Raw genomic sequence first — 26,370 nt, 5'->3', positions numbered from 1 at the left:
AACACTGGCTGCGCCGCGGGTTGTTCGCCCCGGCCTTTCCTTTCCCTATCGCTCACGCGCTTCGCGAGGGTCGCGCTAGGCAAAGGAAAGGCCGGGGCTGCCGACACGAGCTTGCCGGCAAGTTAGCACTCGGCTTCCATATCCTGCCGTAGGCAAAGGTACCCCCGCCTGCGACGTGCAAAATTGAGAGTATTCAGCAAGGTAAAGGCTTTTACCAGTTAACCGAAGCATGGAACAGCCCCCGTTTTGGCTCTGACGACGCTAAAACGGGGGCTGTTCCATGCTTTTCGTCTCTGAGGGGCATCCGGAACGGTGGAATTTGCAGAATACTCGCGATTTTGCACGCCACTACAGGGGGTACCCTTGCCTTGGCGGTTTACTTTCCCTGCACCATGGTGAGGGAGATCTTCTTGCGGTCGCGATCGACCTTTTCGACCCACACTTTGACCGTATCGCCGACGCGCACCACGTCGCTCGGGTGCTTGACAAAGCGGTTGGCTAGCTTGGAGATGTGCACGAGGCCGTCCTGGTGCACGCCCACGTCGACGAAGGCGCCAAAGTCGACGACGTTGCGCACCGTGCCCTTGAGTTCCATGCCGGGCTCTAGGTCGTCGATGGAAAGTGCTGAGCGGCTAAAGACCACCTCGGGCGCGTCATCGCGCGGGTCGCGGCCGGGCTTCTTGAGCTCGTTGACGATGTCGATGAGCGTGAGGGTGCCGCAGTTCAGGTCGCTTGCCAGCGCCGAGATGCTGCCCAGACGGCGCTCGATGTCGGGCACGCCGCCGCGGCTGAGCTCGCTTGCCGCAACGCCGGCGCGCTCCAGGACGGCCGTCGCCACCTCGTAGCTCTCGGGGTGGACGCTTGTCGCGTCAAGCGGGTTCTTGCCGCCACTGATGCGCAGGAAGCCCGCGGCGTTGAGATATGCCTTGGGTCCCAGCTTGGGGACCTTCTTGAGCTGGCGGCGATCGGTAAAGGCGCCGTTTTCCTCGCGGTAGGCCACGATGTTCTTGGCCACGCTCGGCGTGATGCCCGATACGTATCCCAGCAGGCTTGCGCTTGCGGTGTTGACGTCGACGCCCACGCGGTTGACGACGTCTTCCACCACATGGCCCAGGGTACGCGAAAGCTCGGCCTGGTCAAGGTCGTGCTGGTACTGGCCAACGCCGATGGACTGGGGCGGGATCTTGACGAGCTCTGCCAGCGGGTCTTGCAGGCGGCGGCCCAGGCTCATGGCGCCACGCACGGTGACGTCCAAGTCGGGATACTCCTGGCTGGCGAGTTCGGAAGCCGAGTACACCGACGCGCCGGCTTCGTTAACGATGGTGTAGCGAAGGCTGGGCGCCTGCTCGGCAATGAACTCCGAGACGACTTCCTCGGTCTCGCGGCTGGCGGTGCCGTTGCCGATGACGATGGTGTTGACGCCGTCTTTCTTGACGAGGCGGGCGAGCTCGCGCTTAGTGCCGGCGACGTCGTGGCGCGGCTTGGTGGGGTAGACCACGCCGTGGTCGAGCAGCTTGCCGGTCTCGTCCATGACGGCGACCTTGCAGCCGGTGCGGTAGCCCGGATCGAGCGCGAGCACGCGGGCGCCGCGCACGGGGCGTGCCGAGAGCAGGCCTTCGAGATTCTTGGCAAAGACGTTGATGGCCTCGGTCTGGGCGCGGACGGTGAGTTTGGCGCGTGCCTCGCGCTCCAGCGAGGGGGCCATGAGGCGCTTGTAACCGTCAGCGATAGCGGCGTCAAAGACGGGCGCAAAGACGCCCTGGCGACGGGGCCAGCGGCTGCCGAGGCGCGCCGTGGCAGCGACGCCGTCGACATTCACGCGCACGCGGAGCTTGCCCTCGCGCTCACCGCGGTCGATAGCCAGCACGCGGTGGTTAGGAATACGGCGCAGCGGCTCATCATAGCTGTAGTACGGCTCGTAGGGGGTCTTCTCGGCGGGGTCGGTGGCCTCGACGACGATATCGGCGGTGTTTTGCGTAAAGGCGCGCAGGTCGGCGACGTTCTCGGGGTCCTCGGCCACAGTCTCGGCCACGATGTCGACGGCGCCGGCGAGTGCCTTCTCGGGCGTGTCGAAGCCGGCCTCCTCGTTGACGTATGCCGCGGCGGCGTCGAGTGCGCTGCCCTTGGCCGAGGTCTGCATGATAATCATGTTGGCGAGCGGCTCCAGGCCTGCCTCGCGGGCCTTCTGTGCGCGGGTCATGCGCTTTTTGCGGTAGGGCTTATGGAGGTCCTCGACACGCTGGAGCTGCGTGGCCTCGCGGATCTGCTGTTCGAGCTCGGGCGTGAGTTTGCCCTGGGCGTCGATGAGCAGAATGACGTCCTCTTTGCGCTGCTCAAGATTGCGCAGGTAGGACAGGCGCTCGTCGAGTGCGCGCAGGGCGACGTCGTCCATGCCGCCCGTGGCTTCCTTGCGGTAGCGCGAGATAAAGGGGATGGTGTTGCCCTCGTCGATGAGCTTGACGGCAGCCTCGACGTTGGCGGCCTTAAGGTTGAGCTCGCGGGCGAGCTGGGCGATAAGATCCATGGGACTCCTTGCGTTTGAGGTGCGTTTGCAGCACAGAGCTACCAAGGATACCACCCGTCCCAAAAGGCTGTTTTGGGGCCGCGCCACGAAAACGGCCTATCTACTACGTTTAACCCGTATGGGTCGACCATGCCTGGTTTTACCGAAAATGCGCAACCCGTCTACCTGCGGTTTTTATTTCGCGAAATTCGGTATGGATGAGGGTGATTGGTTAAACGTAGTAGATAGGCTCATTCCGTGGCGAACGAATCAAGCCGAGGTGCAAAAAGGCCCCCCGTCTCAGAAAATCATTGGAAACGTAGCAAAATGCCCCGCGGGCAGGAGGCTGCTCGCGGGGCAAAGAAGAGGGGCTTATTTGTGGCGGACCGAGGGGCTCGGCATGGGGTTTCTGTCGCGGCCGCTCTTAAGGCGTTACGGCTCGACGAGCTGGCCGGTCTCGGCGGCCTCCTTGACGGCGTTGAGAAGCGTGAGCGTCTTGACGTTGTCGGCCGGCGTCACGACGGGCTCGACCTCGCGGCGGACGACCTTCACAAAGTGCTTGAGCTGCATCTTGTGGGGAAGCGCCGGGTCGACGGCCGGAATCTCCATCTGCAGCGGCTTGTGCCAGTTAGAGGCGCCGTCGTAGGAGAACTGGTGCAGGCGGGGCAGCGACAGGGCGCCCTTGGTGCCGCCGATAAAGTAGGCGTCGGCGTCGAAGGGGCGGTACTGCGGATCCTCGCGAGCGGTTGCCTCCCAGTTCCAAGGGCTGGCGGTGGCGTCGGAGATGGTCATGCTCGCAAGCGCGCCATCGGCAAAACGGACGTTGACCACGGCGGAGTCCTCGGTCTCAAAACCGCGGGCGGCGCTGGACTGCATACCCTGGACGGCAACGGGCTCGCCCAGCAGGTAACGGAGCAGGTCGACGTCGTGCACCAGGTTGACCAGAATCGGGCCGGCACCCTTCTTGCGGCGCCACTCGACGTCGAAGTACTCGTCGTTCTTATAGATCATGTAGTGGAAGCTCGACACGGTGAGCTTGCCCAGCTCGCCGGACTCGATGATCTCCTTGGCCTTGTTCACAAACGGGTTGTGGCGACGGTGCTGACCCACGAGTACGGGCACGCCGGCGGTCTCGGCCTCGGCGGCGAAGGCCTGGGCATCCTCGAGATCGTTGGAGATCGGCTTTTCGACCAGCGGCACGATGTTGCGCTTGATGGCCTCGCGGGCAACGCCCAGGTGCAGGTCGTTGGGGGTGGCGATGATGACGGCCTCGGGCTTGACCTCGTCCATCATCTGGGCGGGATCGGTAAAGAACGGCACGCCGGCGGCCTCGGCCGTGGCGCGGGCGCCCTCAAAGGCGTCGGCGATGGCGACGAGCTCGGCCTCGGGCTCCTCGGTGACAAAGCGGATGTGGTTGCGGCCCATGGCGCCGGCGCCGATGACGGCAATGCGGACGGGGTTGAGCTCAGACATTTCGACTCCTTAATGCTGGTGGCTGGCGAATGTGGCAAAGGGACTGTCCCTTTGCCACATTGGTATAACTAGGCGGACTTCTTCTTGCTGTCGGAGACCATCATGTAGACGGTGAGTACGACGGCGATGGCGGCGATCACGATGGCGCCGTAGAAGGACTGCTGGTAGGCGGCGCTGCCGGCCTCGGCGTGATACAGCACGGCGGTGATGGGCTGGCTGATCCAGGTAGAAGCGGCATAGCCCAAGAACATGATGCCGTAGTTGACACCGATGTTGCTGGTGCCAAAGGCGCCACCGGTGAGCGGCGGGTAGATGACGAGCAGAGCGCCAAAGCTAAAGCCGAGCAGGGCGAGCGCCACAAAGAACATGCTCTGCGTAAAGCTCATCGACATGATGACGAGCGCGACGATGGTGACGACAAGGCTGATGAGCAGCGACTTGTAGGCGCCGAGCTTGTCGATGATCTGGCCAAAAGACAGACGGCCGACCAGGTTGGCGCAGGTGTTGACGGAGACGACCACGCCGCCGAGGGCGACGGCCGCGGCGCTCGTGGGGTCGGCGAAGAGCTGGACAGCGGCGATGGAGGCAACCTTGCCCACGAGCAGGGTGCCCGCGGTGGCGGCGAAGGCGAAGGTGGCGATGAGGACCCAGAAGCGCGGGGTTTTGACCATCTCGCCCGGGGTGAGGTCGCCGAAGGTGCCGGCGTGCGCGCCGCCCTTGGGGGCCTCGAAGCCCTCGGGCAGCCAACCGGCCTCGGGGGCCTTCAGGAACAGGGCGGAGGCGGCGATCGTCACAAAGAAGATGACGCCGAGTGCCTTAAGGGCGCCAAAGATGCCAAGGCTCGGGATGAGCAGCGAGGCGAGCACCGGGGACAGCACGGCGGGGCCGGCGGTCGAAGCGGCCAGGGTGATGCCGGAGGCGAGGCCCTTTTTGTCGATGAACCACTTTTGGCCGGTGGTGAGCGCGGGGTTGTAGCCCAGGCCGTTGCCGATGGCGGCGACGAGCGAGAACCACAGGTAGAACTGCCACGGCTCGGTGACGGTGCCGGACATGAACCAGCCCACGCCGTAGCACACGGCGGCAGCGATCACGACGTTGCGCGGACCGATCTTATCGGAGATGCGGCCGGCGAAGATGCCCGTCACGGCCATGATGGTCTGAAAGACCGGGAAAGCCCAGGTAAGGGCGCTGGACCACTCGGGGTAGACGGCGAGCAGGTTCTTGGACACGACGGAGTACAGCGCGATGGAGCTGATGAAGAACATGGTGACGCACGCGGCGGAAAGCACGACGGCGCGACCCTTGTTGGAGTTGGTGGAAGCCATTGGACTCTTTCTAATCGATGCGGGGAGGAGCGGGCGTCACCGCGAGCCTCCCTGTTGGGCTGGCTTACTGGTCAGTCGGCTTTGCGACGCCGGACTCATCGGACCAAAGCTCGACACCCTTGTTCTTGAGGTAGTTGTCGGCAAAGGCTCGGCGACCGCCGGGCTTGGCGGTGAGGTCGCCCATCATATTGGAGAAGCCGCCATCGACCTTGATGGCGTCGCCGGTGGTAAAGTCCGAGCGCTTGGACGCCAGGAACATGACGGCGTTGGCGATATCGCTGACCTCGCCGATGCGGCGCGTGGCGATGAGGCGGCTGCGGCTCTTCTCGACCTCGGGGTCGGCGTAAAAGCTCGCCGACATGGGGGTCTTGACAAAGCAGGGCTCGACGCAGTTGGAGCGCACGCCGTAAGGGCCCCACTCGGCGGCGAGCATCTTGGACATCATGTTGACGCCCGCCTTGGTGGAGCTGTACACGCCCGAGAACGTCTCGGGGGAGTGGCTAGCGACGGTCGAGATGTGCACCAGGCGGCCCTGGCCGGCCTTGATCATCTCGCGACCAAAGCGCTGCGAGGTGATGAAGTAGCCGGTGAGGTTGACGTTGAGCACCTGCTCCCAGTCGCTCAGCGGCAGGTCCTCCATGGCGGCGAAGCGCAGGATGCCGGCGGTGTTGACGAGAACGTCGACGCGGCCGAACTCGGCGATGGTGGCGTCGACGGCGGCCTGAACCTCGGCCTCGTCGGTGGCGTTCATCTTGTAGCCCTCGGCGTGGATGCCAAACTCGGCGGCGAGGTCGGCGGCTGCGGCCTTGACCTTCTCCTCGTCCAGGTCGAGCAGGACGACATTGGCGCCGTTGCGGGCGAACTCGCGGCAAATCTCGGCGCCCATACCGCCGAGCGCGCCAGTCACGGCGCAGACATCGCCCTCGAGCTTAAGCCAATTGCTCATAGGAACTTCCCTTCTTGTGCCTCCCTGTGGGTCGCTCCCATTAACCGACCCACGTGGTTTTCGCTGGTTATCGTATGCTTAGCGTTCGCGCAGGTGAATTGCATATTTGTTAGAATGGCGTTAACCGTAGGTTTACACTGTGCATTGAGGTTTGTTCGCAATTGAGCGTGTGACCTGCGAAAACGACCCCCTGCGGCGCTGTGGGCCCGCGCGTGCGAAAACGGGAGATTGACGTGTACGATCGACGACTTGACGCTATTTCGGCCGCCGCGGAGCTGGGAAGTTTCTCGCGTGCCGCGGCAAAGCTGCGCGTGTCGACCCCGGCGCTCGTCAAACAGGTGTCGGGGTTCGAGGCCGAGTTTGGCATCACGTTGTTCGAGCGCTCGCACTCGGGCGTCAAGGTGACGCCGGCGGGCGCGCTGTTGGTGGACGACGCGCGCTCGATTATGCGCCAATCCGAGGATGCGTTGCGCCGCGCCCGGCGAGCGGCGGGCGATGGCGGTGCGGTGCGCCTGGGCGTATCGATGATGTGCCCGGGGCGCCACACGCTCGCGCTGTGGCCGCAGGTGCACGACATGGAGCCGCGCTTGCGTTTTGAGATTGTGCCGGTGGGGGACCTTTACGATGAGCGCGAGACCGTCATGCGAGGTCTGGGGCGCGAGGTGGATGTGGTGCAGTCGAGTTTTTCGACCCCGCGCTGGGGTGATGCCTGCCAAAAGCTCCGCATTGTCAACGTGCCGTTTTATATCGACCTGCCGCGCACGAGCCCGCTGGCACGCAAGAACCGTATTTCGATCGCCGACTTGGAGGGTATGCGTCTGCGCGTACTGCGCCACGGCAACGACGCCATGGACAGCCTGCGCATTGACCTTTTGGCCGACGGCGGCGTGGACGTGATCGACGTGGATAGCTTCGACTTTGCGCTCTTTAACGAAGCCGAGGAAAAGGGCGACGCGGTGCTCACCTGCGGCGCATGGTCGGGTGTGCACCCGGCCTTTGTGGGCGTGCCGTTCCTATGCGGCCGCGAGGTGCCGGTCTTCTTGCACTACCCGCTCGAGCCCACCCTCCAAGTACAAAAATTCGTCAACGCCATGGCCCAACTCCTCAACTAGCTCATTTGGCGCGGGTAGTCTTTTTGGGACGGGGCTTTTTTAGCTACTTTCGCCGCCCTGCCTGCGCACCCTCAAAGTAGTCAAAAAGCCCCGTCCCAAAAAGACTAACAAAACGAGGCCCTGGCCAAACGGCCAGGGCCTCACTAACTTTTATTCCGTTCTAAACGACGGGCTGACTGCGCGCAGGAGGGCGCCCCGGGGACGGGCGGGGTATTTCCTCCGCGCGCAGTTTCGCAGCGCAGCGAGAATGTTTGAGCGCGGAGGAAATACCCCGCCCGTCCCCGGGGAACCCTCCGTCAGTAACCGTTCCTACTCCAGCTCAAACGCACCCGTGTACAGCTGGTAGTAATACCCGCGCTTGGCGATCAGCTCGTCGTGGTTGCCGCGCTCGATGATGCGGCCGTGGTCCAGGCAGATGATCGCGTCGGAGTTGCGCACGGTGGACAGGCGGTGCGCGATGACAAACGTCGTGCGGCCCTCCATGAGTTTATCCATGCCCGCCTGCACGATAGCCTCGGTGCGGGTGTCGATGGAGCTCGTTGCCTCGTCCAGAATCATTGCCGGCGGATCGGCGACGGCAGCGCGGGCGATCGAGATCAGCTGGCGCTGGCCCTGCGACAGCTGGGCGCCGTTGCCGGTGAGCATGGTGTCATAGCCGTCGGGCAGGCGGGTGATAAAGTCGTCCGCGCCCGCGAGCTTGGCCGCCGCGATGCACTCCTCGTCGGTCGCATCCAGGTTGCCGTAGCGGATGTTATCCATCACGGTGCCGGTGAACAGGTTCACGTCCTGCAGCACGACGCCCAGGCTTCGGCGCAGGTCGGCCTTGCGGATCTTGTTGACGTTGATGCCGTCGTAGCGGATCTTGCCGTCGGCGATGTCGTAGAAGCGGTTGATGAGGTTGGTGATGGTCGTCTTGCCGGCACCGGTGGCGCCGACAAACGCGACCTTCTGGCCCGGCTTGGCAAACACGGACACGCCGTGCAGCACCTCGTGGTCGGGCGTGTAGCCAAAGTCGACGTTGTCCATGACCAGGTCGCCGCGCAGCGGTACGTACTCGATCTCGCCGGTTGCGCGGTGCGGATGTTTCCATGCCCACATGCCGGTGTGGTGGTCAGCCTCCTCGAACTCCCAAGTCTCGGGGTTCACCTGTGCGTTGACGAGCGTCACGTAGCCTTCGTCGGCCTCGGGCTTCTCGTCGATGAGCTCAAAGATGCGGTCGGCGCCGGCGAGGCCCATGACCACGGCGTTGATCTGCTGCGAGATCTGGCCGATCTGTCCGCAGAACTGCTTGGTCATGTTGAGGAACGGCACCACGACGGCGATGGACAGCGCCATGCCCGAGATGCTCAGGTTGGGCACGCCCAGTGCCAGGAAAATGCCGCCGGCAAGGGCCACCAGCACGTAGAGCAGGTTGCCCAGGTTCATAAGGATGGGCATGAGGATGTTGGCGTACATGTTGGCCTTTTGCGAGACCTCGAAGAGCTTCTCGTTGCGCTCGTCAAAATCGGCCTCGGCGGCAGACTCGTGGCAGAACGCCTTGACGACCTTCTGGCCGTTCATGACCTCCTCGATATGGCCCTCGACCACGCCGAGCTCGGTCTGCTGCGCAATGAAGAAACGCGCGGAATTGGAGCCGAGCAGCTTGGTCATAAAGGTCATAAAGGCGACGCCGGCGATGATGACCAGGCACATCCACACGCTGTAGTACAGCATGATAAAGAACACCGTGACAATGATGATGATCGTCATGAGCAGGTTGGGCAGCGACTGACTGATCATCTGGCGCAGCGTATCGATGTCGTTGGTGTAGTGGCTCATGATATCGCCGCGCTGGTGCGTGTCGAAGTAGCGGATCGGTAGGTCCTGCATGCGGTTGAACATCATCTCGCGCAGCTTCTCGAGCGAGCCCTGCGTGACGATAGCCATGGCGCGGTTCCAGAAGAGCGAGGACAGGACACCGACGCCGTAGATGCAGGCGAGGGTGGTCACGAGCTGCAGAATCTTGGGCTGTGCGGCTTCCCAATCGCCCGACTGCCACGATTCGCTAATAATCTGCAGGGCGCTCTGCAGGAAGGTCGCGCCGACGGAGTTGATGATGGCGCAGAGCACCACGCCGGCGACGACAAGGGGCAAAAGCACGGGATAGAAGCCAAAGAGCGTCTTGATGAGGCGCGACATGGTGCCGCCCTTGCGGTTGAGCGCGCGCTCGGCGGTCGTTGCCTTACTCATGGGCCTCGCCTCCTTCCTGGGTCTGAGCTTGCGTTGCGGTCATGTCGGTGTTGTCTGCCGCCGTGTTCGCGTCGCCAGAGACGTCGTCGGCGTCTTGCGTACCTTCGGCAGACATCTTGTTTTGCGAGGTAAAGGTCTCGCGGTAGATCTCGCTCGTCTTAAGCAGCTCGTCATGGGTGCCGATCTGCGCGATACGGCCGCCCTCCATGACGATGATGCGGTCTGCGTCCTGCACGGAGCTGATGCGCTGGGCGATGATGAGCTTGGTCGTGTTGGGCAGATAGCTTGCCAGTCCTGCGCGGATCTTTGCGTCGGTCTTGGTGTCGACGGCGCTGGTGGAGTCGTCCAGGATCAAGATCTTGGGGCGACGCAGCAGGGCGCGTGCAATGCACAGGCGCTGCTTCTGACCGCCCGAAACATTAGAGCCGCCCTGTTCGATCCAGGTGTCGTAGCCCTTGGGGAAACCGTCGACAAACTCGTCGGCGCAGGCCAGATGCGCTGCCTCGCGGACTTCCTCGTCGGTGGCGTTCGGGTCGCCCCAACGCAGGTTCTCGGCGATGGTGCCGCTAAACAGCACGTTTTTCTGCAGCACCATGGCGACCTGGTGACGCAGCGCGTCCAGGTCGTAGTCGCGCACGTCCACGCCGCCCACGCGCACAGCGCCTTCGGTGGTGTCGTACAGGCGGGCGATGAGGTTAACGAGCGTGGACTTGGCCGAGCCGGTGCCGCCGATGATGCCGATGGTCTCGCCGCTCGTAATGTGCAGGTCGATATCGTCGAGCGCCTGGCGTTTCGCATGCGCGGAATACTTAAAGCTCACGTGGTCAAAGTCGATGGAACCGTCGGCAACCTCGAGCACGGGCTCGGCGGGATTGGCGATCGTGGGCTCGGCGGCCAGCACCTCGGCAATGCGGTGTGCCGATTCGTCGGCCATGGTCACCATGACAAAGATCATCGACAGCTGCATCAGGCTCATGAGAATCTGGAAACCATAGGTAAAGGTCGAGGAGAGCTGGCCCACGTCGAACAGCGTGCCCTGGCTCGTGATGATGAGCTTGGAGCCTAGGTAGATGATGACGACAAACGCGCCGTTGACGCAGATGTTCATCATGGGGTTGTTAAAGGCGAGCAGCTTCTCGGCGCGGGTGAAGTCCATCTGGACGTCGCGCGCGGCGGTCGCGAACTTCTCCTTCTCAAAGTCTTCGCGCACATAGCTCTTGACCACGCGCATGCCGGTGACGTTTTCCTCGACGGACTCGTTAAGGGCATCGTACTTGTGGAACACGCGCGAGAAGATGGGGCGCACCTTAAAGATGATAAAGAACAGTCCAAAGCCCAGCAGCGGAATGATGACCAGGTAGACCATGGCGACGCTGCCGCCCATGATAAACGCCATGGTAAAGGCGAAGATCAATACCAGCGGCGCGCGCACGGCGATACGGATGATCATCATAAAGGCCTGCTGCACGTTGTTGATATCGGTGGTCAGGCGCGTGACGAGCGAGGAGCTCGAGAACTCATCGATGTTGGCAAAGCTGAACGTCTGGATCTTGTAGAACAGGTCGTGACGCAGGTTCTTGGCGAATCCGCAGCTCGCATGGCTGCAGGTGACACCAGCCGCGGCGCCAAAAGCAAGCGACGTCAGCGCGATGAGCACCAAAAAGCCTGCGGTGGGAAGCATCTCGGCTACGGTGGCGCCGTCTTTGATGGCGTCGATCAGGTTGGCGGTGATAAATGGAATCAGCATCTCGCAGAGCACCTCGCCAAGCACGAGCAGCGGCGTGGCAACAGTGACTTTCATATAGTCGCGGATGCTTCCCATGAGGGTTTTAATCATCCAGTTCCTCCCAGGTTACGCGGATTTTATCGAGCATTTCGGCGAGGTCCTCGCGCTCGTCGTGGGTGAGCGCGCTAAAGGCCCGTTCTCTAAAGCGGATGCGGGCCGCCTGGTCGATGCGGGCGTTTTCCCGGCCGGTTTCGGTCAGGCGAATGGTGAGTTGCCGTCGATCCTTGGGGTTACGGCTGCGCTCGATGAGGCCGTTGAGCTCGAGCTTGGACAGGATCTCGGAAAGCGATCCCGGCTTGAGGTCAAAGTGCATGCCGAGCTCCTGCTGCGACATCTCGCCGCCGGGTTGCTTGGCCAGCAGGCAGATGATGGGCGCCTTGCCGGATACGCCTCCGCCATGAAAGTGCATGTAATGGCCGCAGAAGCCAAGCCCGTTAAGGATGCGCTTGGCAAGTGCATCCGATTGCGATTGCGCCTCGGGCGAATCTGCAGGCTCGATGGGGTCGCCGCCCGGCGTATGGGGGCAGAGGTCGATGCATTCGTCGCACATGGTGTTGCTCCTTTCTTTAGTTAGGTAGAGAAATTGTTTTGTACCTAAGTGATTCTAGAGGTACCTAACTGATTGTCAAGGTACCGAATCGATTTTGTGGCAGTGCTGGGGTGCCGGTGCCAGGGGAATCTTGGACAGTCTTCGCAGCGTAGATTCAGCGGGCCACGGCGTATCCCGGAGTTTTCGATAGGTTCATTAAGGGGGCGAGACTGGCAGCTGCCGGTCTCGCCCCTTGGCTTTCCGAGACTTAGAGCGGCTCGTCGCCGGTTCGGAGGATGGCGAGATATGGCTCATATGAAAACGTGCGGTATCGTTTCCTGCTCGTATCACGTTGGACAAGAATGCCCCAATCGGTAAATTGGGATATAAGGTTGTTTGCGCTCGATCTGCTAATCTGCATTCGTTCAGACACAAAGGCGGTGTCGACGATCGGATTGCCCTCGAGAAGGTCGAGTAGCATAAGGGCGTTCGTCGTAGCCCTTCCCGCCTTTTCGCGAATCAGCCTTTCGGTTTCCGAATGGAGGTCGACAAGCTTCCGCATCGAATCCCGCGCCTCGCGTGCGCTTGCAAGCAAGCAGGTACTGAAAAACGAAACCCATCCCTCAAAATCGCCTCTCTGCCTTACGCGCATAAGCCAATCGTAGTATTCGCTCCTGTGTCGTTTGAGTTCATACGAGGGGTAGATGACCGGCTTGGTGAGCGCCCCATCATGTATGAGCGAAAGGAGGATGAGCAGACGCCCGAGGCGTCCGTTGCCGTCGAGGAACGGGTGCGCGGTTTCAAACTGGTAGTGCACCAAAGCGGCCTTGATGACTGGATCGATGTCGTCACGCTCGTTGATGAAAAGCTCGAGGTCGCCAAGTGCCTCCTTCATATCCTCCGTGTTGGGAGGGACATACGGGGCCTCATTGAGCGTGCAGCCGTTTGGTCCGACCCAGTTCTGAGTCGTCCTGAACTGGCCCGGCGTCTTGTCGGAGCCTCTGCCATTTCCAAGCAATGTGGCATGGACGGATTTGAGCAGCCTCATACAGAGTGGCAGTTCCTCCATGAGCGTGGTCGCCTGCTGCACCGCTCGAGTGTAGTTGACGACGTCGGTTAGGTCCCGGCTCGCATTGGATTCGTTTGACGGGTCAAGAACATCATCGAACGTACATTGCGTACCCTCGATTTGAGAGGACAAGAGCGCTTCCTTGCGAACGTACATAGAAAGGTACATGTCGATGTTCGGAACAAAGCGAGACATGCCCTCAACCTCGCCGAGTATGGCGCGGCAATCGGAGACAAGCCGCATGGAATCAGCGGATAAATTGATTGGAAAGAATGAATCCATATTGGCGGGTCTAAACGAATCATAGGCGAGGGCTCCTGAAAGGTTGTGCCTGACGTTTCCCTGTCGTCCGGGTGTGATGGGTGCGAGCATCGTTAGTGTCCTAAGAACAAATTTGAGCCAAAACTTGTTCTTAGAATTTTATAGCGCCTTCTAAGGCCAAGTTTCTGCAATAAGAAGCGTCAGAAAAACTCTAAGAACAAAATTACGCCCAAACTTGGTCTTACATCCGAAGGCAAGACTTAGATTGCACTGCGCTACACTTAGTCGCATTATGGCGACATCGCGCCGCGCCCGACCCAAGGGGGACACTCATGAAGAACACTCAGCTGCTGCTGATCAACGATATGTGCGGCTACGGCAAGGTCGCGCTCTCGGCCATGCTGCCGGTACTGTCGCACATGGGCTATCGCATCCACAACCTGCCGACGGCGCTCGTTTCCGATACGCTCAACTATCCCAAGTTCTACATTCACGACACCACGGAGTACGTGCGCCAGAGCCTCGCTATCTGGGAGGAGCTCGGCTTTGAATTTGATGCTATCTCGACCGGCTTTATCGTGACCGAGGAGGAGACGCGCATCATCTCGGACTTTTGCCACCGCCGCGCTCAAAAGGGCACCAGGGTGTTCGTCGATCCCATCATGGGCGATAACGGCAAGCTCTATGCCGGCGTGCCCGAGTCGACCATCGGACTCATGCGCAGCTTGGTCGAGTGCGCCGACTACGCGGTGCCCAACTATACCGAGGCGTGCCTGCTCACCGATACGCCTATCGCCGAAGAGATTACGGCCGATGAGGCCCGCACGCTCGTGGACGCCATGCTCGCGTTGGGCACCAAGTCGGTTGTCATTACGAGTGCGAAGGTCGATGGGGCGAGTGCCGTCATCGGCTACGACCATGTGGCGGGGGAATACTTTGAGATTCCGTTTGAGCTGATCCCGGTGTACTTCCCGGGTACGGGCGATACGTTCTCGGCCGTGCTCATGGGCCGCGTGATGAACGGTTGGAGCCTCCAGTGTGCCACGGCCGATGCCATGCGTGTGGTGGCCGAGCTTATCGAGCGCAATGCCGACCAAGAGGACAAGTCGGCTGGCCTTCCCATCGAGGCCTGCCTGGATGTGATTGACCATGAGTAACGCTGACGAGGGCGGCGCCAAGCCTGCAGGCGAGAGCAAGCCGCTCGGCGCGCCGCGTGGCAAGCGTCCGCGTATCCGCATTAGCTGCGTGGACCAGTTGGGAACGTGCCGCTGCCATCATGGTCACAAGCCAGGCGATGTCTTTGACTTTGACCGAGACCGCGGCAAGATGTGCGCTATGGCCTGCCATGTGGGCTTTCCTTACATTGACATCTTGCGTTACGGCGGAACCGTGCCCGGCAACGAGCCCGGCACGGCAAAGTTCTGCTGCCCCGAGGTCGATACATTGAACGTCTGGCTCGCCGAGATCGTCGACGAGTAGTCGAGCGAGGATTTTCTCCCGCCGAGATAATGAGCGTGGATTTTTCCCGTTTTGGACGCAATTTCGCGCTCAAAGTGGGAGAAAATCCACGCTCGATTTGTATATGGGAATCCCGATCTCGTTTATGCCCGTGCTTAGGCGTTATCGTCGTTGTTCTGCGTGCGAGTAAGGTCAAATTTCTGCATTTCATCCGATTTGTGGCTCTAAAAACTCTGCATTTCATCGATTACAGCTGCTCGAGCATAGCGGTGCAACCGGCGAGCACGTCGCGGTAGGTGGCATCGAAGTTGCCGGTGTACCAGGGATCGGCCACGTCGCCGGGGCGCTCGGTCCAATCGAGCAAGCGCGTAATCTTGCCGTCGGGGTCGTCGTCAAAGATGCGACGCAGACCGCGCGCGTTCTCAGCATCCATATAGACAATGCGATCCCAGTTGCCATACTCCGCGCGCCGCACCTGACGTGCGCGATGTGCGACGACGGGAATCCTGACTTCGCGCAGCTTGGCGACCGTGCCATGATGCGGCGGGTTGCCGATCTCTTCGGTTGAGGTTGCTGCAGAATCGATGACAAACTCGCCCGCGCGTCCAGCGCGGCGCGCTAGCTCGGTAAACACGGACTCAGCCATCGTCGAGCGACAGATATTTCCACAGCAGATAAAAAGAATGCGTTGCATGAGCGGTTTCCTTTCTGGGCGGTCGCGCGGGGCTTACAGGCTGCCCTTGAGACAGTTTGCTCCGATAAAACCCGCTGCGTACAAGGGGAGGTGGCGCAGCTCGCGCCCGTCATCAGTTTCGCTGCGGGCAAAATTGTTCTCGGACAAAATGTAGGCATATGGCGACCGGGCTTTGTCCATAAACGACCCGAGGGTTCTTGCGCGCACGTTGCGTGCGGACTTTACCTCGACGGGCACAATTTCCATACGGTCGGTCTGAAGTAGAAAATCGAGCTCACCGCTCGTCTTCCAAGACGACGGCGGCACCCAATAGTACGTCCGCAAACCATTGCTCGAAAATGCCTGCATGACCGAGTTTTCGGCCAGGGCACCTCGAAAGTCGGAAGACAGTGCTATGGCGGAATCCTCTTTGAGGTCGAGCCAGAGCCGCGGGTTGATACCGAGTTTGTAGAACATGAGGCCCGTATCGAGAAGATAGACCTTAAAGAAACTTCCGTCTTCGTCGTCGAAGGGAACGAGGGGAGGTTCGATGCCTTCGGTCAGGTTGTTGACCGATATGATGGCGGCGCCTTCGAGCCAGTCGAGCGGCTCGATAAGCTTGGCGCGACGGCCTCCGCGTTCGACCTCGGAGTACTTGAATTTCTTTGTGGACGATCTCAGCAACTGGGACGGAATGGAGCGCCATACCTTGCGCGCCGCCACGCCACTGATCCCGTTTTCGGGGTCGGTCATATCGGCGGTGTAGGTCTCGTCGATTTCGCGCTGCTCGACGCGCGCGTCTTCGATGGATAACGTCTTGCGATATGCGTTGACGGCGGCGGGCATGCCGCCCACGACCTGGTATCGATGAAACAGGCTGAGCGCGGCTTGGTGCGCGGCGTAAGCATCGAGCGTGCCGGCGTGGGTACGAACAGCATCGGCCATCTGCTCCTCATCGAGCGCCCAGAGAAACTCCTCGAACGACATGGGATGCATGGTCTCTTGACGAACGCCGCTGGGAAAAGGCAACTTGCGCTTGCGCGTGGCGACACCGAGTTGGCTGCCGGTCGCGCATATGCGCCAGCCCGAACCCGAGAAAAAGCGAAGCGAGTTGAGCGCCCGTTCGCAGAGCTGCACCTCGTCAAACAGGATGAAGGCGGTTTCCTTGCGAATGGGGGTGCGTTTATAGTCTGAAATTCGCGCCACGATGGTGTCAACGTCGTCGGTGGGACAGTCGAACAGCGGAGCAATCAGTTCAAGATCGGTCTGAAAGTCGAGTTTGACAAACGCATCGCCGGCGATTCGCCTGCCGATTTCCTCGGCAGCGTACGTTTTGCCTACGCGTCGCGCACCACGGATGAGGAGGGGGCGTGAGGCGTCCTTTGTCGCCCATGATTCGATAACGGATTCGATTGATCTGCGCATGGGGCCACCTTTCCGATTTCGTGTACTTCAGATACATAGTTTAGTACGATTTCGTGTACTTAAAATACACGAAATCGTAGAAAAGCGTGTATCTGAAATACACGAAATTGCACTGCCGGAGCTTGCAGGCGGATAAACACTACTAGTATGGGACGGTTTTCACTGGTTGCTCGCCACCTTGGGCTGTGTTCGTCCCTATGCCTGCATCCGGGGCTGTGCTGATTGACGACGGCGCTCCCAGCGGGCGAGCTTGATCGTCACTAGCGCAAGCGCCCAGGCTACGAGCGAGAACGCAGCGCCCACGGCACCCACGTACGCAATGCCAATTCCGTTTACCACGGCGCCGCCCACTGCGGTGCCAAACGAGATACCGACGTTAAACGCCATGGGCTCAACCGAACTCGCGAGCACCATCGACTTGGGATGGCGGCTGCGCGCCACGTCCATAAAGTGTGTGATGCACGACACCGAGAACAGGTACATGAGCATCGCCAAGCTAAAGACAAAGACCAGCGCGAGCGGCATGGTGCCGCCCACAGCAAACAACCCGAGTAACGCCACAGCCTGCAGCACAAACGTCACGAGCAGCGCCTTCATGCCAAAGCGCGCATCAATCCATCCGCCCAGGATGTTCGAGATCAGGCAGAACGCGCCGTAGGCCATGAGCGTGGTGCTGGCTTCGACCGTGCCCATGCCCAGCACCTGCTCCAGATAGGGCGTCACATAGCCGTAAAACACATAGACCGATCCCACGCCAAACAAGAAGATGAGCATGCCGGTGATGATACTCGGTTCGCGCAGCAGACCCGCCTGTTCGCGGAAGGTGGCGGGTTCGTCGGTCTGTCCGGCGCGCGGCGTAAACACCACGAGCGCGGCGCAGATCAGAACGGCAAAGGCCAGCGTGCCGTACATGGCAACGTGCCAGTCGAGCGTGTCGGCCACAAACTTGCCGATCGAAGTGACAAAGACCATTGCTACGGAAAACGCACCATATATCACCGAGATGGCAAGCGAAGTTTGCTGCGGGGACAGCAGCTCGGGGATGTACGTCACGCCCACGGCGAGCAGTGCGCCCGAGACGGATCCCAGGACAATGCGCGAGATAAACAGTACCTGGAAGTTGGGCGCCAACGCCATGACCAGATTGCCGAGCACAAAGATAATGCTGTAGCACACGAGCAGCTGGTAACGACGGAAGCGCCCCGTGCTGAGCGCAAGCACCGGCGTCGCGATAGCGTAGACCAATGCAAAAACGCTGATGAGCTGGCCCGCAGTGGCAAGCGATATGCCGAGTTCCGTCGCCAAGTCACTTTCGATGCCGATGACCACGAACTCCGAGCAGCCGAGCGAGAAGCCCAGCAGCACGAGCAGCGCCAGGCAGAGCTTGGTGCGCGCGGGGGAGAGCGCGGCGGCGGTTGACTTACTTTTAGGCGTGGTGGCGGCGGTCAAGGTTGTCACTCCAATGTCGCATGAATAAGCGGGATTCAATCCCTGCAACTCTAACAGAATGTGTCAGGTGCCTGCCCCCTTTGTCGCAGGCTGCGCTTGCCTGTATAGTCGCAATACAGGCGAAGATGGTCTCAGGTACATCGCGGGCGACAGGAGATCCCATGGGTATGCACACGACAAAGGTTGCAGTGGGCGAGGGCAAGTTTGCGCTCGAGGCCCAGCTGACGGTGACACCGCGAGGCATGGCGGTGTACGCCTGCTCGCCGGAGTTCGCGCACCTGGGCGCCACGGCGCAGGCCATTCCGCGCCCCGAGCCCGGCCGCACGGCGACAGTGAGCATCCTGGCTGTTCCGTGCCATCGAGACGAAATTCCGGCGCACGATATCGCGGCGGCGCTGGCCACGCGCTTTGGCGTGCCGGTCGTTGCGAGCACGGGCTTTCATGTTGAACAGGCGAGCGGGGGCGACCTGCAGCGCGTGCTCGACACCACCAAGGAGCTCATCGCCGCGCTCGAGGAGGCCGCAGCCCGCATTCTGCGCGCCGGCTGGGATGAGGGCGGCGCGGGCGCCGAGGTCGTGGCGGTCAATGCCGCGACCGGCGAGACGCTTAGCCCCGTCGACCGCATCGATGCCCATGCCGGTGAGGGCATTCTGCATCAGGCATTTCTGACGCTTCTGGTCGAGGGCCAGGGCGAAGACGCACGCCTGCTGCTCTGTCGTCGCAGTCCGCTCAAACGCCTGTGGGGCGGGGTGCTGGCCGATAGCTGTGCCGGCCATCCGCTCCCCGGGGAGGACGTTGTCGCCGCGACGGCGCGCCGCATCAACGAAGAGCTCGGCATCACGCGCGCACCCGACCAGCTCAAACACCTCGGTCACGTGACCTACCGCGAGGACCACGGCGACGGCCGCTGCGAGTGCGAATGGTGCGAGGTCTACCTTGCCCATGTTGAGCCGGGCGAGCTGCATATCAACCAAGAGGAGATCTCGGAAGTGCGCCGCGTGGCCCCGTCCGAGCTTAAAGGCTACCTGCAGGGTCACCCCGAGCAGCTGGCCCCCTGGCTCCGCGAGGCCCTCAGCGACCCATCCATCCGTACGGATCTCGCTATGTGAAACAAAAGACAGTCCCTTTGCCACATCCAAACCGTCACAACATTCGATGAAAATCTCGAAATCGAGGAAAAGCGTCGAATGTTGTGACGGTTTTTGCCCAGAGGATCGCTTCTCATCCAAAAATCCCGCTTGACTGTATTGCCACAACACAGCGCAACGTAAGGGGTGTCCGATAACGGGCGCCCCTTTTTAAGTGGCAACGTGGCCGCGAATCCGGAGCGCCCCCAACAAGAAAGGTGGGGAGATGGAAGCGGAAAAGAAGGCGTTTAAGATCACCAAGCGCGAAATTGGCTTTGTGCTGGGTATCGTTGTCTTTTTGCTGGTGAAGTTTCTTCCTTTGGCGGAGCTGAGCTCGACGGTCGAGCTCACGGTCGGCGCTCAGACCTGTCTGGCACTGACGCTCGCCACGGTGGTGTTCTGGGCATGTGGCGTGGCGCAGCCGGGCTTTGTGGGCCTGCTCTACTGCGCGCTGCTCGTTCTGTTCAAGGTGTGCGTGGACGACACGGGCGCCGCGAGCATCTCGGCGACAGTCGCCTCCACGTTTAGCTCGTGGACCAAAGCCACCATGTGGCTCGTCATTGGTGCCTACCTCATCGCCAGCGCGGTCAAGGAGTCGGGCCTGGGCGAGCGCATCGCCTATGCGTTTATGCTCAAGTTCGTGCGCGATGCCAAGTCGCTCATCATCTCAATCTTCGCGCTCACCTTTGTGCTGTCGCTGCTGATCCCGCATCCGTTCCCCCGCGCCTTCCTCATCCTCGCCGTCGTCTCGGTCATTGCCGAGTCCGCCGGCTACGGTGACGACGACCGCGGCAAGCTCGGCTTCCTCGTGTTTGCCGCTGCTGCCCCGGGCTCCATGTTCTTCCTGACGGGCGACTCCACGCTCAACCCGCTCGTCGCGCAGTACAGCGCCGAGGCCGGCGGCATGAGCCCGTCCTTTGTCGACTGGTTCCTGTACATGAGCGTGCCCATGCTGGTCGCGCTGCTGTGCACCCTGTTCCTGGGCCTCTTCCTCTTTAAGCCCAGCAAGGAGCTCGTCTACGATCGCGAGCAGATCGTGGCCAAGCAGGCTGCGCTCGGCAAGCTCTCCGTCAAGGAGATCCGCACCATCGTGTGGCTTGTCATCGCCATTGCGCTGTGGCTCACCGTCTCGGGCGACTACATCGGCTGGGTCACCCTGGCCATCGGCGTCTGCCTCGCCATGCCCGTCATCGGCGAGGTCCTCACCCCCGCCAGCTGGAATGCTGTCGACATCAAGTCCCTCATGTTCCTGACGGCCGCCATGGCCGTAGGCTCTGTGGGCGGTGCCACCGGCATGAACGCCTGGATCGCCGACGTCGTGCTTCCCAGCTCCGTGCCCGAGAACATCTTCCTGTTCGCCCTGCTTGTCGCCGCGCTCTCCATGATCATCCACATGTTCATGGGCTCGGTCATGGCCGTACTCGGCGTGTGCGTGCCGGCGTTCATCAGCTTCGCGGCCGGCTCCAGCGTGAGCCCGCTCGCCGTGGCACTCATCGTCTTCACGTCCATCAACATCCACTACATCCTGCCGTTCCATAACCTGCCGATCCTTATCGGCGAGGGCAAGGACGCCGGCGGCTACACCTCCAAAGAAGCCATGCGCATGGGCATTCCCCTCACCGCGGTCGTCTTTATCGTCGTGCTGGTCGAGGCCGCCTGGTTCCATCTCTTTGGCCTGATGTAAGCGGCCGAGCGCTTGGGCTGTAAACAGCCGAGTGCTTGAACCGCGAGTTGCCAAGCGCTCCATCTATAAGCGCTGCGGCCCCACTACGTTACCCAGTCCGGCGGCACTCCCGTCGCCGGGCACTCTCCCGAAAGGAGCACGCTATGTCCACTACCGATGCTTCCCAGATCCACGACCTGCGCTCCGCGCTCGACTTTTTGCGTGAGATGCCGGGCCAGCTGCTCGAGACCGACACCCAGGTCGACCCGGACGCCGAGGTCTCGGGCGTCTATCGCCACGTCGGTGCCGGCGGTACCGTTATGCGTCCGACCAAAGAGGGTCCGGCGATGGTCTTCAACAACGTCAAGGGCTTTGACGATGCCAAGGTCTGCATCGGCATGCTTGCCAGCCGCAAGCGCGTTGCCGCCCTGCTCGACCTTGACGAGGAGCACCTGGGCCTCGAGATCGGCAAGCGCTTCGAGAGCTTGATTGCGCCTAAGCAGATCGCCGAGGGCGCGCACGTCGACTGCCAGGAGGTCGTGTACAAGGCGACCGACGAGGGCTTTGACCTGCGCAAGATCGTTCCCGCTCCCACCAACACACCCGTCGACGGCGGCCCCTACATCACCATGGGCCTCGCCTACGGCACGAGCCCCGACGGCTCCCAGTCCGACGTGACCATCCACCGCTTCTCCTGCGTCGACAAGGACAAGCTCGCCATGTGGATTACCCCGGGCAGCCGTCACCTGGGCGCATTCTTTGACGAGTACTGCCAGCGCGGCGAGGACATGCCCATCTCCATCTCCATCGGCTTGGACCCCGCCGTGTACATGTGCTGCGGCTTCGAGGCTCCCACCACGCCGCTCGGCTTCAACGAGCTGCAGATCGCCGGCGCCCTGCGCGGCCATGCCGTCGAGCTCGCCGACTGCGTTACCGTTCCGCAGAAGTGCATCGCCAATGCCGAGTACGTGCTCGAGGGCTACCTCATGCACGACGAGACCATCAACGAGGACGTCAACGGCCACGGATATGCCATGCCCGAGTTCCCCGGCTACACCGGTGGCGCCAAGGTCTGCCCGGTGATCAAGATCACCGCCGTCACCACACGCGTCAATCCCATCATGGAGAGCTGCATCGGTCCTTCGCACGAGCACGTGTCCATGGCGGGCATCCCCACCGAGGCTTCCATCTACAAGATGGTCGAGACCGCTATCCCGGGCCGCCTGCTCAACGTTCACGCCGCCCCCTGCGGCGGCGGCAAGTTCGTTGCCATCATGCAGTTCAAGAAGTCGAGCAAAAATGACGAGGGCCGTCAGCGCAACGCCGCCATGCTCGCCTTCTCGGCATTCTCCGAGCTCAAGCACGTGATCCTGGTTGACGAAGACGTCGACATCTTCGACATGAGCGACGTGATGTGGGCCATGACCACGCGCTTCCAGGCCGACGTCGACCTCATCACCATCCCCGGCTGCCACTGCCACGTGCTCGACCCGTCCAACGACCCCGCGTTCGATCCTTCGATCCGCGAGCACGGCATCGCCTGCAAGGCCATCTTCGACTGCACGGTTCCGTTCGACCTCAAGAAGAACTTCATCCGCTCGCAGTTCATGGAGATCGATACAGATAAGTGGGCAGCAGAGCTCGCTTTCTAGTACGTAGCCCTACCAAGTAGTCAAGGAGTTGTCATGCCTGAGTCTTCTGTCCGTCCCCGTCGCATTGTCGTTGGCGTATCTGGTGCCAGCGGCGCTGCGCTGGGCCTCGAGTGTCTCAAATGCCTGCGCCAGGCCGGCGCCGAATCGGCGCTTGTCGTCACGCGCGGGGGAGAGATCACCATCGAGCAGGAGCTCGGCATGACGCTCGACGAGTTTGCCACGCATGCCGATGTGGTCTACGACAACAAGAACATCGGCGCCGCCATTGCAAGCGGCACCTATCCGGTCGATGGCATGATCGTGGCGCCCTGCTCCATGAAGACGCTTGCCGGCATCGCGAGTGGTTACAGCGAAAACCTGTTGCTGCGTGCGGCCGACGTGCAGATGAAAGAGCAACGCCGCCTGGTACTCATGGTGCGCGAGACGCCCTTCAGTGCGATCCATGTCGACAACATGGCGCGCCTGGCGCGTGTGCCGGGTGTCATGCTCATGCCGCCCATGCTCACGTTTTACAACGGCCCCGCCACGCTCGACGATGCGGTGCATCACATCGCCGCCAAGGCGCTCGAGGCCGTCGGCGTGTCATGTGCAAACTATAAGCGCTGGTCATAGGCGCATTTAGGGTAGGATACGAGGAGTGTTTGAGCCCGCTGCCCCTGTGGGCGGCGGGCTTTTCGCGTCAAAGGATGTGTCGGGAGGACCTATGCAGACGGGTATGTATGCGATTAGCGAGATGGCGAGCTTGTTTAACGTTTCGCGTCAAACGCTCATCTACTACGACAAGATCGGCCTGTTTAAGCCCGCCGTGGTTAACGAAAAAGGCTACCGTTTCTATTCGCCCACGCAGATCCCGCTCATGCGTCTGATCTGCATGCTGCGCGACCTAGGGCTCGAACTCGACGAGATTGACCGCCTGACCTCGACGTTCGACATTGGCGAGATGACCGATCACCTGCGCTCGCGGGTTCAGGCGCTCGATGGGCAGATTGCCGGGCTCAAAGCCGAGCGTGCGAGCGTGCAGGAGCGACTGAGCTTTTACGACGAGGCGGTTTATTGGCGCGAGCGCGAGGGCAAACCGGAGCTCAAGCAGTTCGAGCGCCGCTTCGTGGTTTTTGAGGAGTTCCCGGCCGATATCGAGCGCGGCCGTTCGATGCTGCACCCCACGCTCATGCGCGCGATTCTGCGCATGCGTGCGCTCACGGGCACGCGCCCCATGCGCGGCTGGGGCGCCATGCTGCGTCGCGAGGCGCTGCATTCCGACGACCCCATCGCCGGTGCCGGCTCCTTTGCCGTGCTGCCGCGCGGTGCCGAGGAGCTGCTGCCGAGCGATCCTGCCGAGCTGGCAGAGATTGGCGTCGAGGTGTTGCCCGAGGGCACATACCTGTGCATGAGCCGCTGGGGCATGCCGTATGAGCCCGAGGGTATCCGTGCCATCGTGGCCTGCATGGACGAGCACGCACTCCAGCCCATCGGCGATGCCTTCGATTTTTGCTACCTCGATACCACCAGCTACGACGAGTCCCACCAAGAGGACTTCTGCTGCATCCAAATCCCCGTAGCCCTCCAGATGTGACAAGAGGACAGTCCCTTTGTCACATTCGCGGCATGGCTGCCGCCCAAACCGTCACAACATTCGATGAAAATCTCGAAAACGAGGAAAAGCGTCGAATGTTGTGATGGTTTTCCTATCTGTGCCGGCGAGCCGCCGTGCCGTCTGGGGGTATAAGGCTAGCAAGTGTTTATTTGCGAGGCCAAGGGGGCGCCCCGTATGGATATCGATAGCTTTGAATGGTGGTACAGCGAGGGCGAGGCTCCGGATGAGGTGTGGGACGAGCCCTTGCCAAGTGATGAGTTGAGCGACGGGACCGATGTGGACTCCGATGCTGGCGATGCGCTTGACTCGGATGCCGATTCCGACCCCGCCGAGCCCCTGACCTTCGAGCAGGCCTGGGCCCAGGCCGAGGCCGACGAGGCAAAGGCCGATGCCACGGCCACGCTGGGTGAGCCAGCCGACATGTCCATCTCGCCGGCCAAGACCCCGCAGCCGCGCCACACCATCGACCCCGGCAGCACGGCATCCTTCAGCATACTCGACGTGCCCGCGCAGGGTGCCCAGGCGCCCGCCCCCACGCGTCGCCCCAACCTGGCTCGCGAGGAAGACGCGGCCCGCCGCTCACCGCTCGGCCCCATCCTCATCGCCTTCATGGCCGGCGTCATCGCTTGCTCGGCGATCGGAAATGTCTGGAGCCACGTGGAGCAACAGCGCAAAGACGCCGCCAAGGTCGAGATGTCTGTCGAGCAATCGCTCAGCCGCACGCGCTCGGTGCATGTGTCGGTCGAGGTTAAGGACGGCGCGACGTGGGATACCGCGCGCGGCGATAGCCAAATGCTCATCCATATCGTGGGCCGCACGCTCAAGGGACAAGCAATCGACGAGTATCAATACGTTAATTCCGAAGGTGACGGCATCGAGCTCAAGCCCGGCGACTACGAGCTCACGGTCGATGAGCCGCCCGTCGCCACCGACGGCACGCGTTACCGTGCCTCAAAGCGCATGGTTCCGGTGAGTTTTAATTCACAGGCGCCCGATACGGTCGACAGCACGCCGCAGGGCGGGTTCGACCTTTACGCAATCGTTCAATAACTGTGCCTGTCGCTTCTCCTTGCCGCCAAGAGTGGGACAATAGCCCTCGACACTATTGTTTACTTTTGGAGGAAGTAACATGTCCACCGTCACTACCATCAAGCGCGGCGGCCTCACCGCGGCCATCGATTCCATGGGTGCCCAGCTCACGAGCCTTGCCCTCAACGGCAACGAGTATCTGTGGCAGGGCGACCCCGCCTTTTGGGGCAAGCATGCGCCGATTCTGTTCCCCATCGTGGGATCGCTGCGCAACAACACGGCAACGTCTGCGGCCGGCACCTGCGAGATGCCGCGCCACGGACTCGCGCGCATCGTCGAGCACAAGCTGGTCGAGGTCTCCGAGGACGGCTCGTCCGTCACCTACGAGATCACCGACACGCCCGAGTCGCTCAAGGCTTTCCCCTTCCACTTTAAGCTCAACATGACCTATGCCCTAACCGGCGACGCCACGCTTACCCAGACCTTTGCCGTCACCAACACCGGCGACGTGGACCTGCCGTTCTCGGTGGGCGGCCACCCTGCATTTAACGTGCCCGCCCCCGGTGCCGAGGACGAGACGTTCGAGGATTACGAGCTGGCATTTACCGAGGCTTGGACCAACGAGGCCCCCATCATCACGCCCGATGGTCTCATGACGTTCGAAGGCAGCTACAGGGCGCCCGATAACTCGGACGTGCTGCCCATCACGCACCGCAGCTTCGATAACGACGCCATCATGTTCACCGATACCCCGGGCTCCACGCTCACGCTGCGCGGTCGCAAGTCGGGCCACGGCGTCAAGATCGACTTTGAGGGCTTTAAGTACATCGGCGTGTGGTCTGCCGCCAACGACGCCCCGTTTGTGGCGCTTGAGCCTTGGTCCGGCCACACCACCATGGACACCGAGGACGACGTCTTTGAGCACAAGGTCAACACCATTGCGCTGGCGCCGGGCGAGACAGACGTCCGCAGCTTTAGCGTCACCTTGCTCTAGAGGTTCCGCCGTTCTAGCGAACGGCGGACCGGTCGACGCTGCGCCCTTAGGTTCCGCCGTTCTGACGAACGGC

21 protein-coding genes are annotated in these 26,370 nt (G+C 61.6%); 10 read left to right on the top strand and 11 right to left on the bottom strand.

Annotated features, from left to right (window positions below; all coding sequences use genetic code 11):
- Positions 1-376 precede the first annotated feature (376 nt).
- From DXC79_RS06480 to DXC79_RS06465, 4 genes are all read right to left on the bottom strand, one after another.
- On the bottom strand, positions 377-2,524 hold the full coding sequence (locus tag DXC79_RS06480) for a Tex family protein (protein WP_117635567.1): 2,148 nt from the start codon (positions 2,522-2,524) through the stop codon (positions 377-379).
- Positions 2,525-2,935: 411 nt separating this feature from the next.
- Positions 2,936-3,976, bottom strand: a complete 1,041-nt coding sequence (locus DXC79_RS06475) for a Gfo/Idh/MocA family protein (protein WP_117635566.1) — start codon at positions 3,974-3,976, stop codon at positions 2,936-2,938.
- A 68-nt stretch (positions 3,977-4,044) separates the two neighbouring features.
- On the bottom strand, positions 4,045-5,301 hold the full coding sequence (locus tag DXC79_RS06470; RefSeq protein ID WP_117564355.1) for an MFS transporter: 1,257 nt from the start codon (positions 5,299-5,301) through the stop codon (positions 4,045-4,047).
- Between the two features lie 64 nt (positions 5,302-5,365).
- Positions 5,366-6,247, bottom strand: a complete 882-nt coding sequence (locus tag DXC79_RS06465) for an SDR family NAD(P)-dependent oxidoreductase (RefSeq protein WP_117635565.1) — start codon at positions 6,245-6,247, stop codon at positions 5,366-5,368.
- A gap of 233 nt (positions 6,248-6,480) precedes the next feature.
- On the opposite strand from DXC79_RS06465, the gene DXC79_RS06460 reads away from it, so the two are divergent.
- Positions 6,481-7,359, top strand: coding sequence for a LysR family transcriptional regulator (locus DXC79_RS06460; protein WP_233503035.1), 879 nt, complete (start codon positions 6,481-6,483; stop codon positions 7,357-7,359).
- Positions 7,360-7,668: 309 nt separating this feature from the next.
- Here the strand turns inward: DXC79_RS06460 and DXC79_RS06455 are convergent, their stop codons facing one another.
- The 4 genes from DXC79_RS06455 to DXC79_RS06440 form a co-directional block, all read right to left on the bottom strand.
- A complete protein-coding gene (locus DXC79_RS06455; RefSeq protein ID WP_117635563.1) occupies positions 7,669-9,588 on the bottom strand; it encodes an ABC transporter ATP-binding protein in 1,920 nt (639 codons plus the stop codon).
- A complete protein-coding gene (locus DXC79_RS06450) occupies positions 9,581-11,425 on the bottom strand; it encodes an ABC transporter ATP-binding protein (protein ID WP_233503034.1) in 1,845 nt (614 codons plus the stop codon). Before DXC79_RS06450 ends, DXC79_RS06455 begins: the two co-directional genes overlap by 8 nt.
- The gene (locus DXC79_RS06445; RefSeq protein WP_117582977.1) at positions 11,418-11,924 is read right to left on the bottom strand and encodes a MarR family winged helix-turn-helix transcriptional regulator; all 507 of its coding nucleotides are present in this window, start codon (positions 11,922-11,924) and stop codon (positions 11,418-11,420) included. The genes DXC79_RS06450 and DXC79_RS06445 overlap by 8 nt, the downstream gene beginning before the upstream one ends.
- Positions 11,925-12,171: 247 nt before the next feature.
- Entirely contained in the window at positions 12,172-13,344 is a 1,173-nt protein-coding gene (locus tag DXC79_RS06440) for a Fic family protein (RefSeq protein ID WP_117582978.1), read from the bottom strand.
- 221 nt (positions 13,345-13,565) lie between these two features.
- On the opposite strand from DXC79_RS06440, the gene DXC79_RS06435 reads away from it, so the two are divergent.
- Together DXC79_RS06435 and DXC79_RS06430 are read left to right on the top strand one after the other, a co-directional pair.
- Positions 13,566-14,390 carry a PfkB family carbohydrate kinase gene (locus DXC79_RS06435; protein ID WP_117635562.1) on the top strand — a complete coding sequence of 275 codons (825 nt, stop codon included), beginning with the start codon at positions 13,566-13,568 and terminating at the stop codon, positions 14,388-14,390.
- Entirely contained in the window at positions 14,383-14,712 is a 330-nt protein-coding gene (locus DXC79_RS06430; protein WP_199408661.1) for a TIGR04076 family protein, read from the top strand. The genes DXC79_RS06435 and DXC79_RS06430 overlap by 8 nt, the downstream gene beginning before the upstream one ends.
- Positions 14,713-14,938: 226 nt before the next feature.
- Here DXC79_RS06430 and DXC79_RS06425 read toward each other — a convergent pair whose 3' ends face one another.
- The 3 genes from DXC79_RS06425 to DXC79_RS06415 all read right to left on the bottom strand — a co-directional run bounded on the left by DXC79_RS06425 (position 14,939) and on the right by DXC79_RS06415 (position 18,247).
- Entirely contained in the window at positions 14,939-15,385 is a 447-nt protein-coding gene (locus DXC79_RS06425; RefSeq protein WP_117635561.1) for a low molecular weight protein-tyrosine-phosphatase, read from the bottom strand.
- Between the two features lie 33 nt (positions 15,386-15,418).
- Positions 15,419-16,789 carry an ATP-binding protein gene (locus DXC79_RS06420; protein WP_117635560.1) on the bottom strand — a complete coding sequence of 457 codons (1,371 nt, stop codon included), beginning with the start codon at positions 16,787-16,789 and terminating at the stop codon, positions 15,419-15,421.
- Positions 16,790-16,984: 195 nt separating this feature from the next.
- A complete protein-coding gene (locus tag DXC79_RS06415; protein ID WP_233503032.1) occupies positions 16,985-18,247 on the bottom strand; it encodes an MFS transporter in 1,263 nt (420 codons plus the stop codon).
- A gap of 152 nt (positions 18,248-18,399) precedes the next feature.
- Here DXC79_RS06415 and DXC79_RS06410 point away from each other — a divergent pair, with 152 nt between their 5' ends.
- From DXC79_RS06410 to DXC79_RS06380, 7 genes are all read left to right on the top strand, one after another.
- Positions 18,400-19,347 (top strand): isopentenyl-diphosphate delta-isomerase, encoded by a 948-nt coding sequence (locus DXC79_RS06410; protein ID WP_158550981.1) that lies wholly within the window; start codon positions 18,400-18,402, stop codon positions 19,345-19,347.
- Positions 19,348-19,591: 244 nt separating this feature from the next.
- On the top strand, positions 19,592-21,049 hold the full coding sequence (locus tag DXC79_RS06405) for an SLC13 family permease (protein WP_199408660.1): 1,458 nt from the start codon (positions 19,592-19,594) through the stop codon (positions 21,047-21,049).
- 143 nt (positions 21,050-21,192) lie between these two features.
- Complete coding sequence (locus DXC79_RS06400; protein WP_117635558.1) at positions 21,193-22,680, top strand: UbiD family decarboxylase; 1,488 nt, start codon at positions 21,193-21,195, stop codon at positions 22,678-22,680.
- 33 nt (positions 22,681-22,713) lie between these two features.
- Entirely contained in the window at positions 22,714-23,292 is a 579-nt protein-coding gene (locus DXC79_RS06395; protein ID WP_117582985.1) for a UbiX family flavin prenyltransferase, read from the top strand.
- 91 nt (positions 23,293-23,383) lie between these two features.
- On the top strand, positions 23,384-24,253 hold the full coding sequence (locus DXC79_RS10110; protein ID WP_199408659.1) for a MerR family transcriptional regulator: 870 nt from the start codon (positions 23,384-23,386) through the stop codon (positions 24,251-24,253).
- 195 nt (positions 24,254-24,448) lie between these two features.
- On the top strand, positions 24,449-25,324 hold the full coding sequence (locus tag DXC79_RS06385; protein WP_117635557.1) for a hypothetical protein: 876 nt from the start codon (positions 24,449-24,451) through the stop codon (positions 25,322-25,324).
- Positions 25,325-25,403: 79 nt separating this feature from the next.
- The gene (locus tag DXC79_RS06380; protein WP_117635556.1) at positions 25,404-26,297 is read left to right on the top strand and encodes an aldose 1-epimerase family protein; all 894 of its coding nucleotides are present in this window, start codon (positions 25,404-25,406) and stop codon (positions 26,295-26,297) included.
- Positions 26,298-26,370 lie beyond the last annotated feature (73 nt).

The sequence above is a fragment of the Collinsella sp. TF08-11AT genome (assembly GCF_003437035.1).
Lineage (GTDB): Bacteria > Actinomycetota > Coriobacteriia > Coriobacteriales > Coriobacteriaceae > Collinsella.
This window is presented reverse-complemented; position numbering and strand designations above follow the sequence as displayed.

Excerpts from the sequence above, each read along its gene's own strand:
- DXC79_RS06480 (WP_117635567.1), bottom strand. The coding sequence starts at position 2,524 with ATGGATCTTATCGCCCAGCTCGCCCGCGAGCTCAACCTTAAGGCCGCC.
- DXC79_RS06475 (WP_117635566.1), bottom strand. The coding sequence starts at position 3,976 with ATGTCTGAGCTCAACCCCGTCCGCATTGCCGTCATCGGCGCCGGCGCC.
- DXC79_RS06470 (WP_117564355.1), bottom strand. The coding sequence starts at position 5,301 with ATGGCTTCCACCAACTCCAACAAGGGTCGCGCCGTCGTGCTTTCCGCC.
- DXC79_RS06465 (WP_117635565.1), bottom strand. The coding sequence starts at position 6,247 with ATGAGCAATTGGCTTAAGCTCGAGGGCGATGTCTGCGCCGTGACTGGC.
- DXC79_RS06455 (WP_117635563.1), bottom strand. The coding sequence starts at position 9,588 with ATGAGTAAGGCAACGACCGCCGAGCGCGCGCTCAACCGCAAGGGCGGC.
- DXC79_RS06450 (WP_233503034.1), bottom strand. The coding sequence starts at position 11,425 with ATGATTAAAACCCTCATGGGAAGCATCCGCGACTATATGAAAGTCACT.
- DXC79_RS06445 (WP_117582977.1), bottom strand. The coding sequence starts at position 11,924 with ATGTGCGACGAATGCATCGACCTCTGCCCCCATACGCCGGGCGGCGAC.
- DXC79_RS06440 (WP_117582978.1), bottom strand. The coding sequence starts at position 13,344 with ATGCTCGCACCCATCACACCCGGACGACAGGGAAACGTCAGGCACAAC.
- DXC79_RS06435 (WP_117635562.1), top strand. The coding sequence starts at position 13,566 with ATGAAGAACACTCAGCTGCTGCTGATCAACGATATGTGCGGCTACGGC.
- DXC79_RS06430 (WP_199408661.1), top strand. The coding sequence starts at position 14,383 with ATGAGTAACGCTGACGAGGGCGGCGCCAAGCCTGCAGGCGAGAGCAAG.
- DXC79_RS06425 (WP_117635561.1), bottom strand. The coding sequence starts at position 15,385 with ATGCAACGCATTCTTTTTATCTGCTGTGGAAATATCTGTCGCTCGACG.
- DXC79_RS06420 (WP_117635560.1), bottom strand. The coding sequence starts at position 16,789 with ATGCGCAGATCAATCGAATCCGTTATCGAATCATGGGCGACAAAGGAC.
- DXC79_RS06410 (WP_158550981.1), top strand. The coding sequence starts at position 18,400 with ATGGGTATGCACACGACAAAGGTTGCAGTGGGCGAGGGCAAGTTTGCG.
- DXC79_RS06405 (WP_199408660.1), top strand. The coding sequence starts at position 19,592 with ATGGAAGCGGAAAAGAAGGCGTTTAAGATCACCAAGCGCGAAATTGGC.
- DXC79_RS06400 (WP_117635558.1), top strand. The coding sequence starts at position 21,193 with ATGTCCACTACCGATGCTTCCCAGATCCACGACCTGCGCTCCGCGCTC.
- DXC79_RS06395 (WP_117582985.1), top strand. The coding sequence starts at position 22,714 with ATGCCTGAGTCTTCTGTCCGTCCCCGTCGCATTGTCGTTGGCGTATCT.
- DXC79_RS10110 (WP_199408659.1), top strand. The coding sequence starts at position 23,384 with ATGCAGACGGGTATGTATGCGATTAGCGAGATGGCGAGCTTGTTTAAC.
- DXC79_RS06385 (WP_117635557.1), top strand. The coding sequence starts at position 24,449 with ATGGATATCGATAGCTTTGAATGGTGGTACAGCGAGGGCGAGGCTCCG.
- DXC79_RS06380 (WP_117635556.1), top strand. The coding sequence starts at position 25,404 with ATGTCCACCGTCACTACCATCAAGCGCGGCGGCCTCACCGCGGCCATC.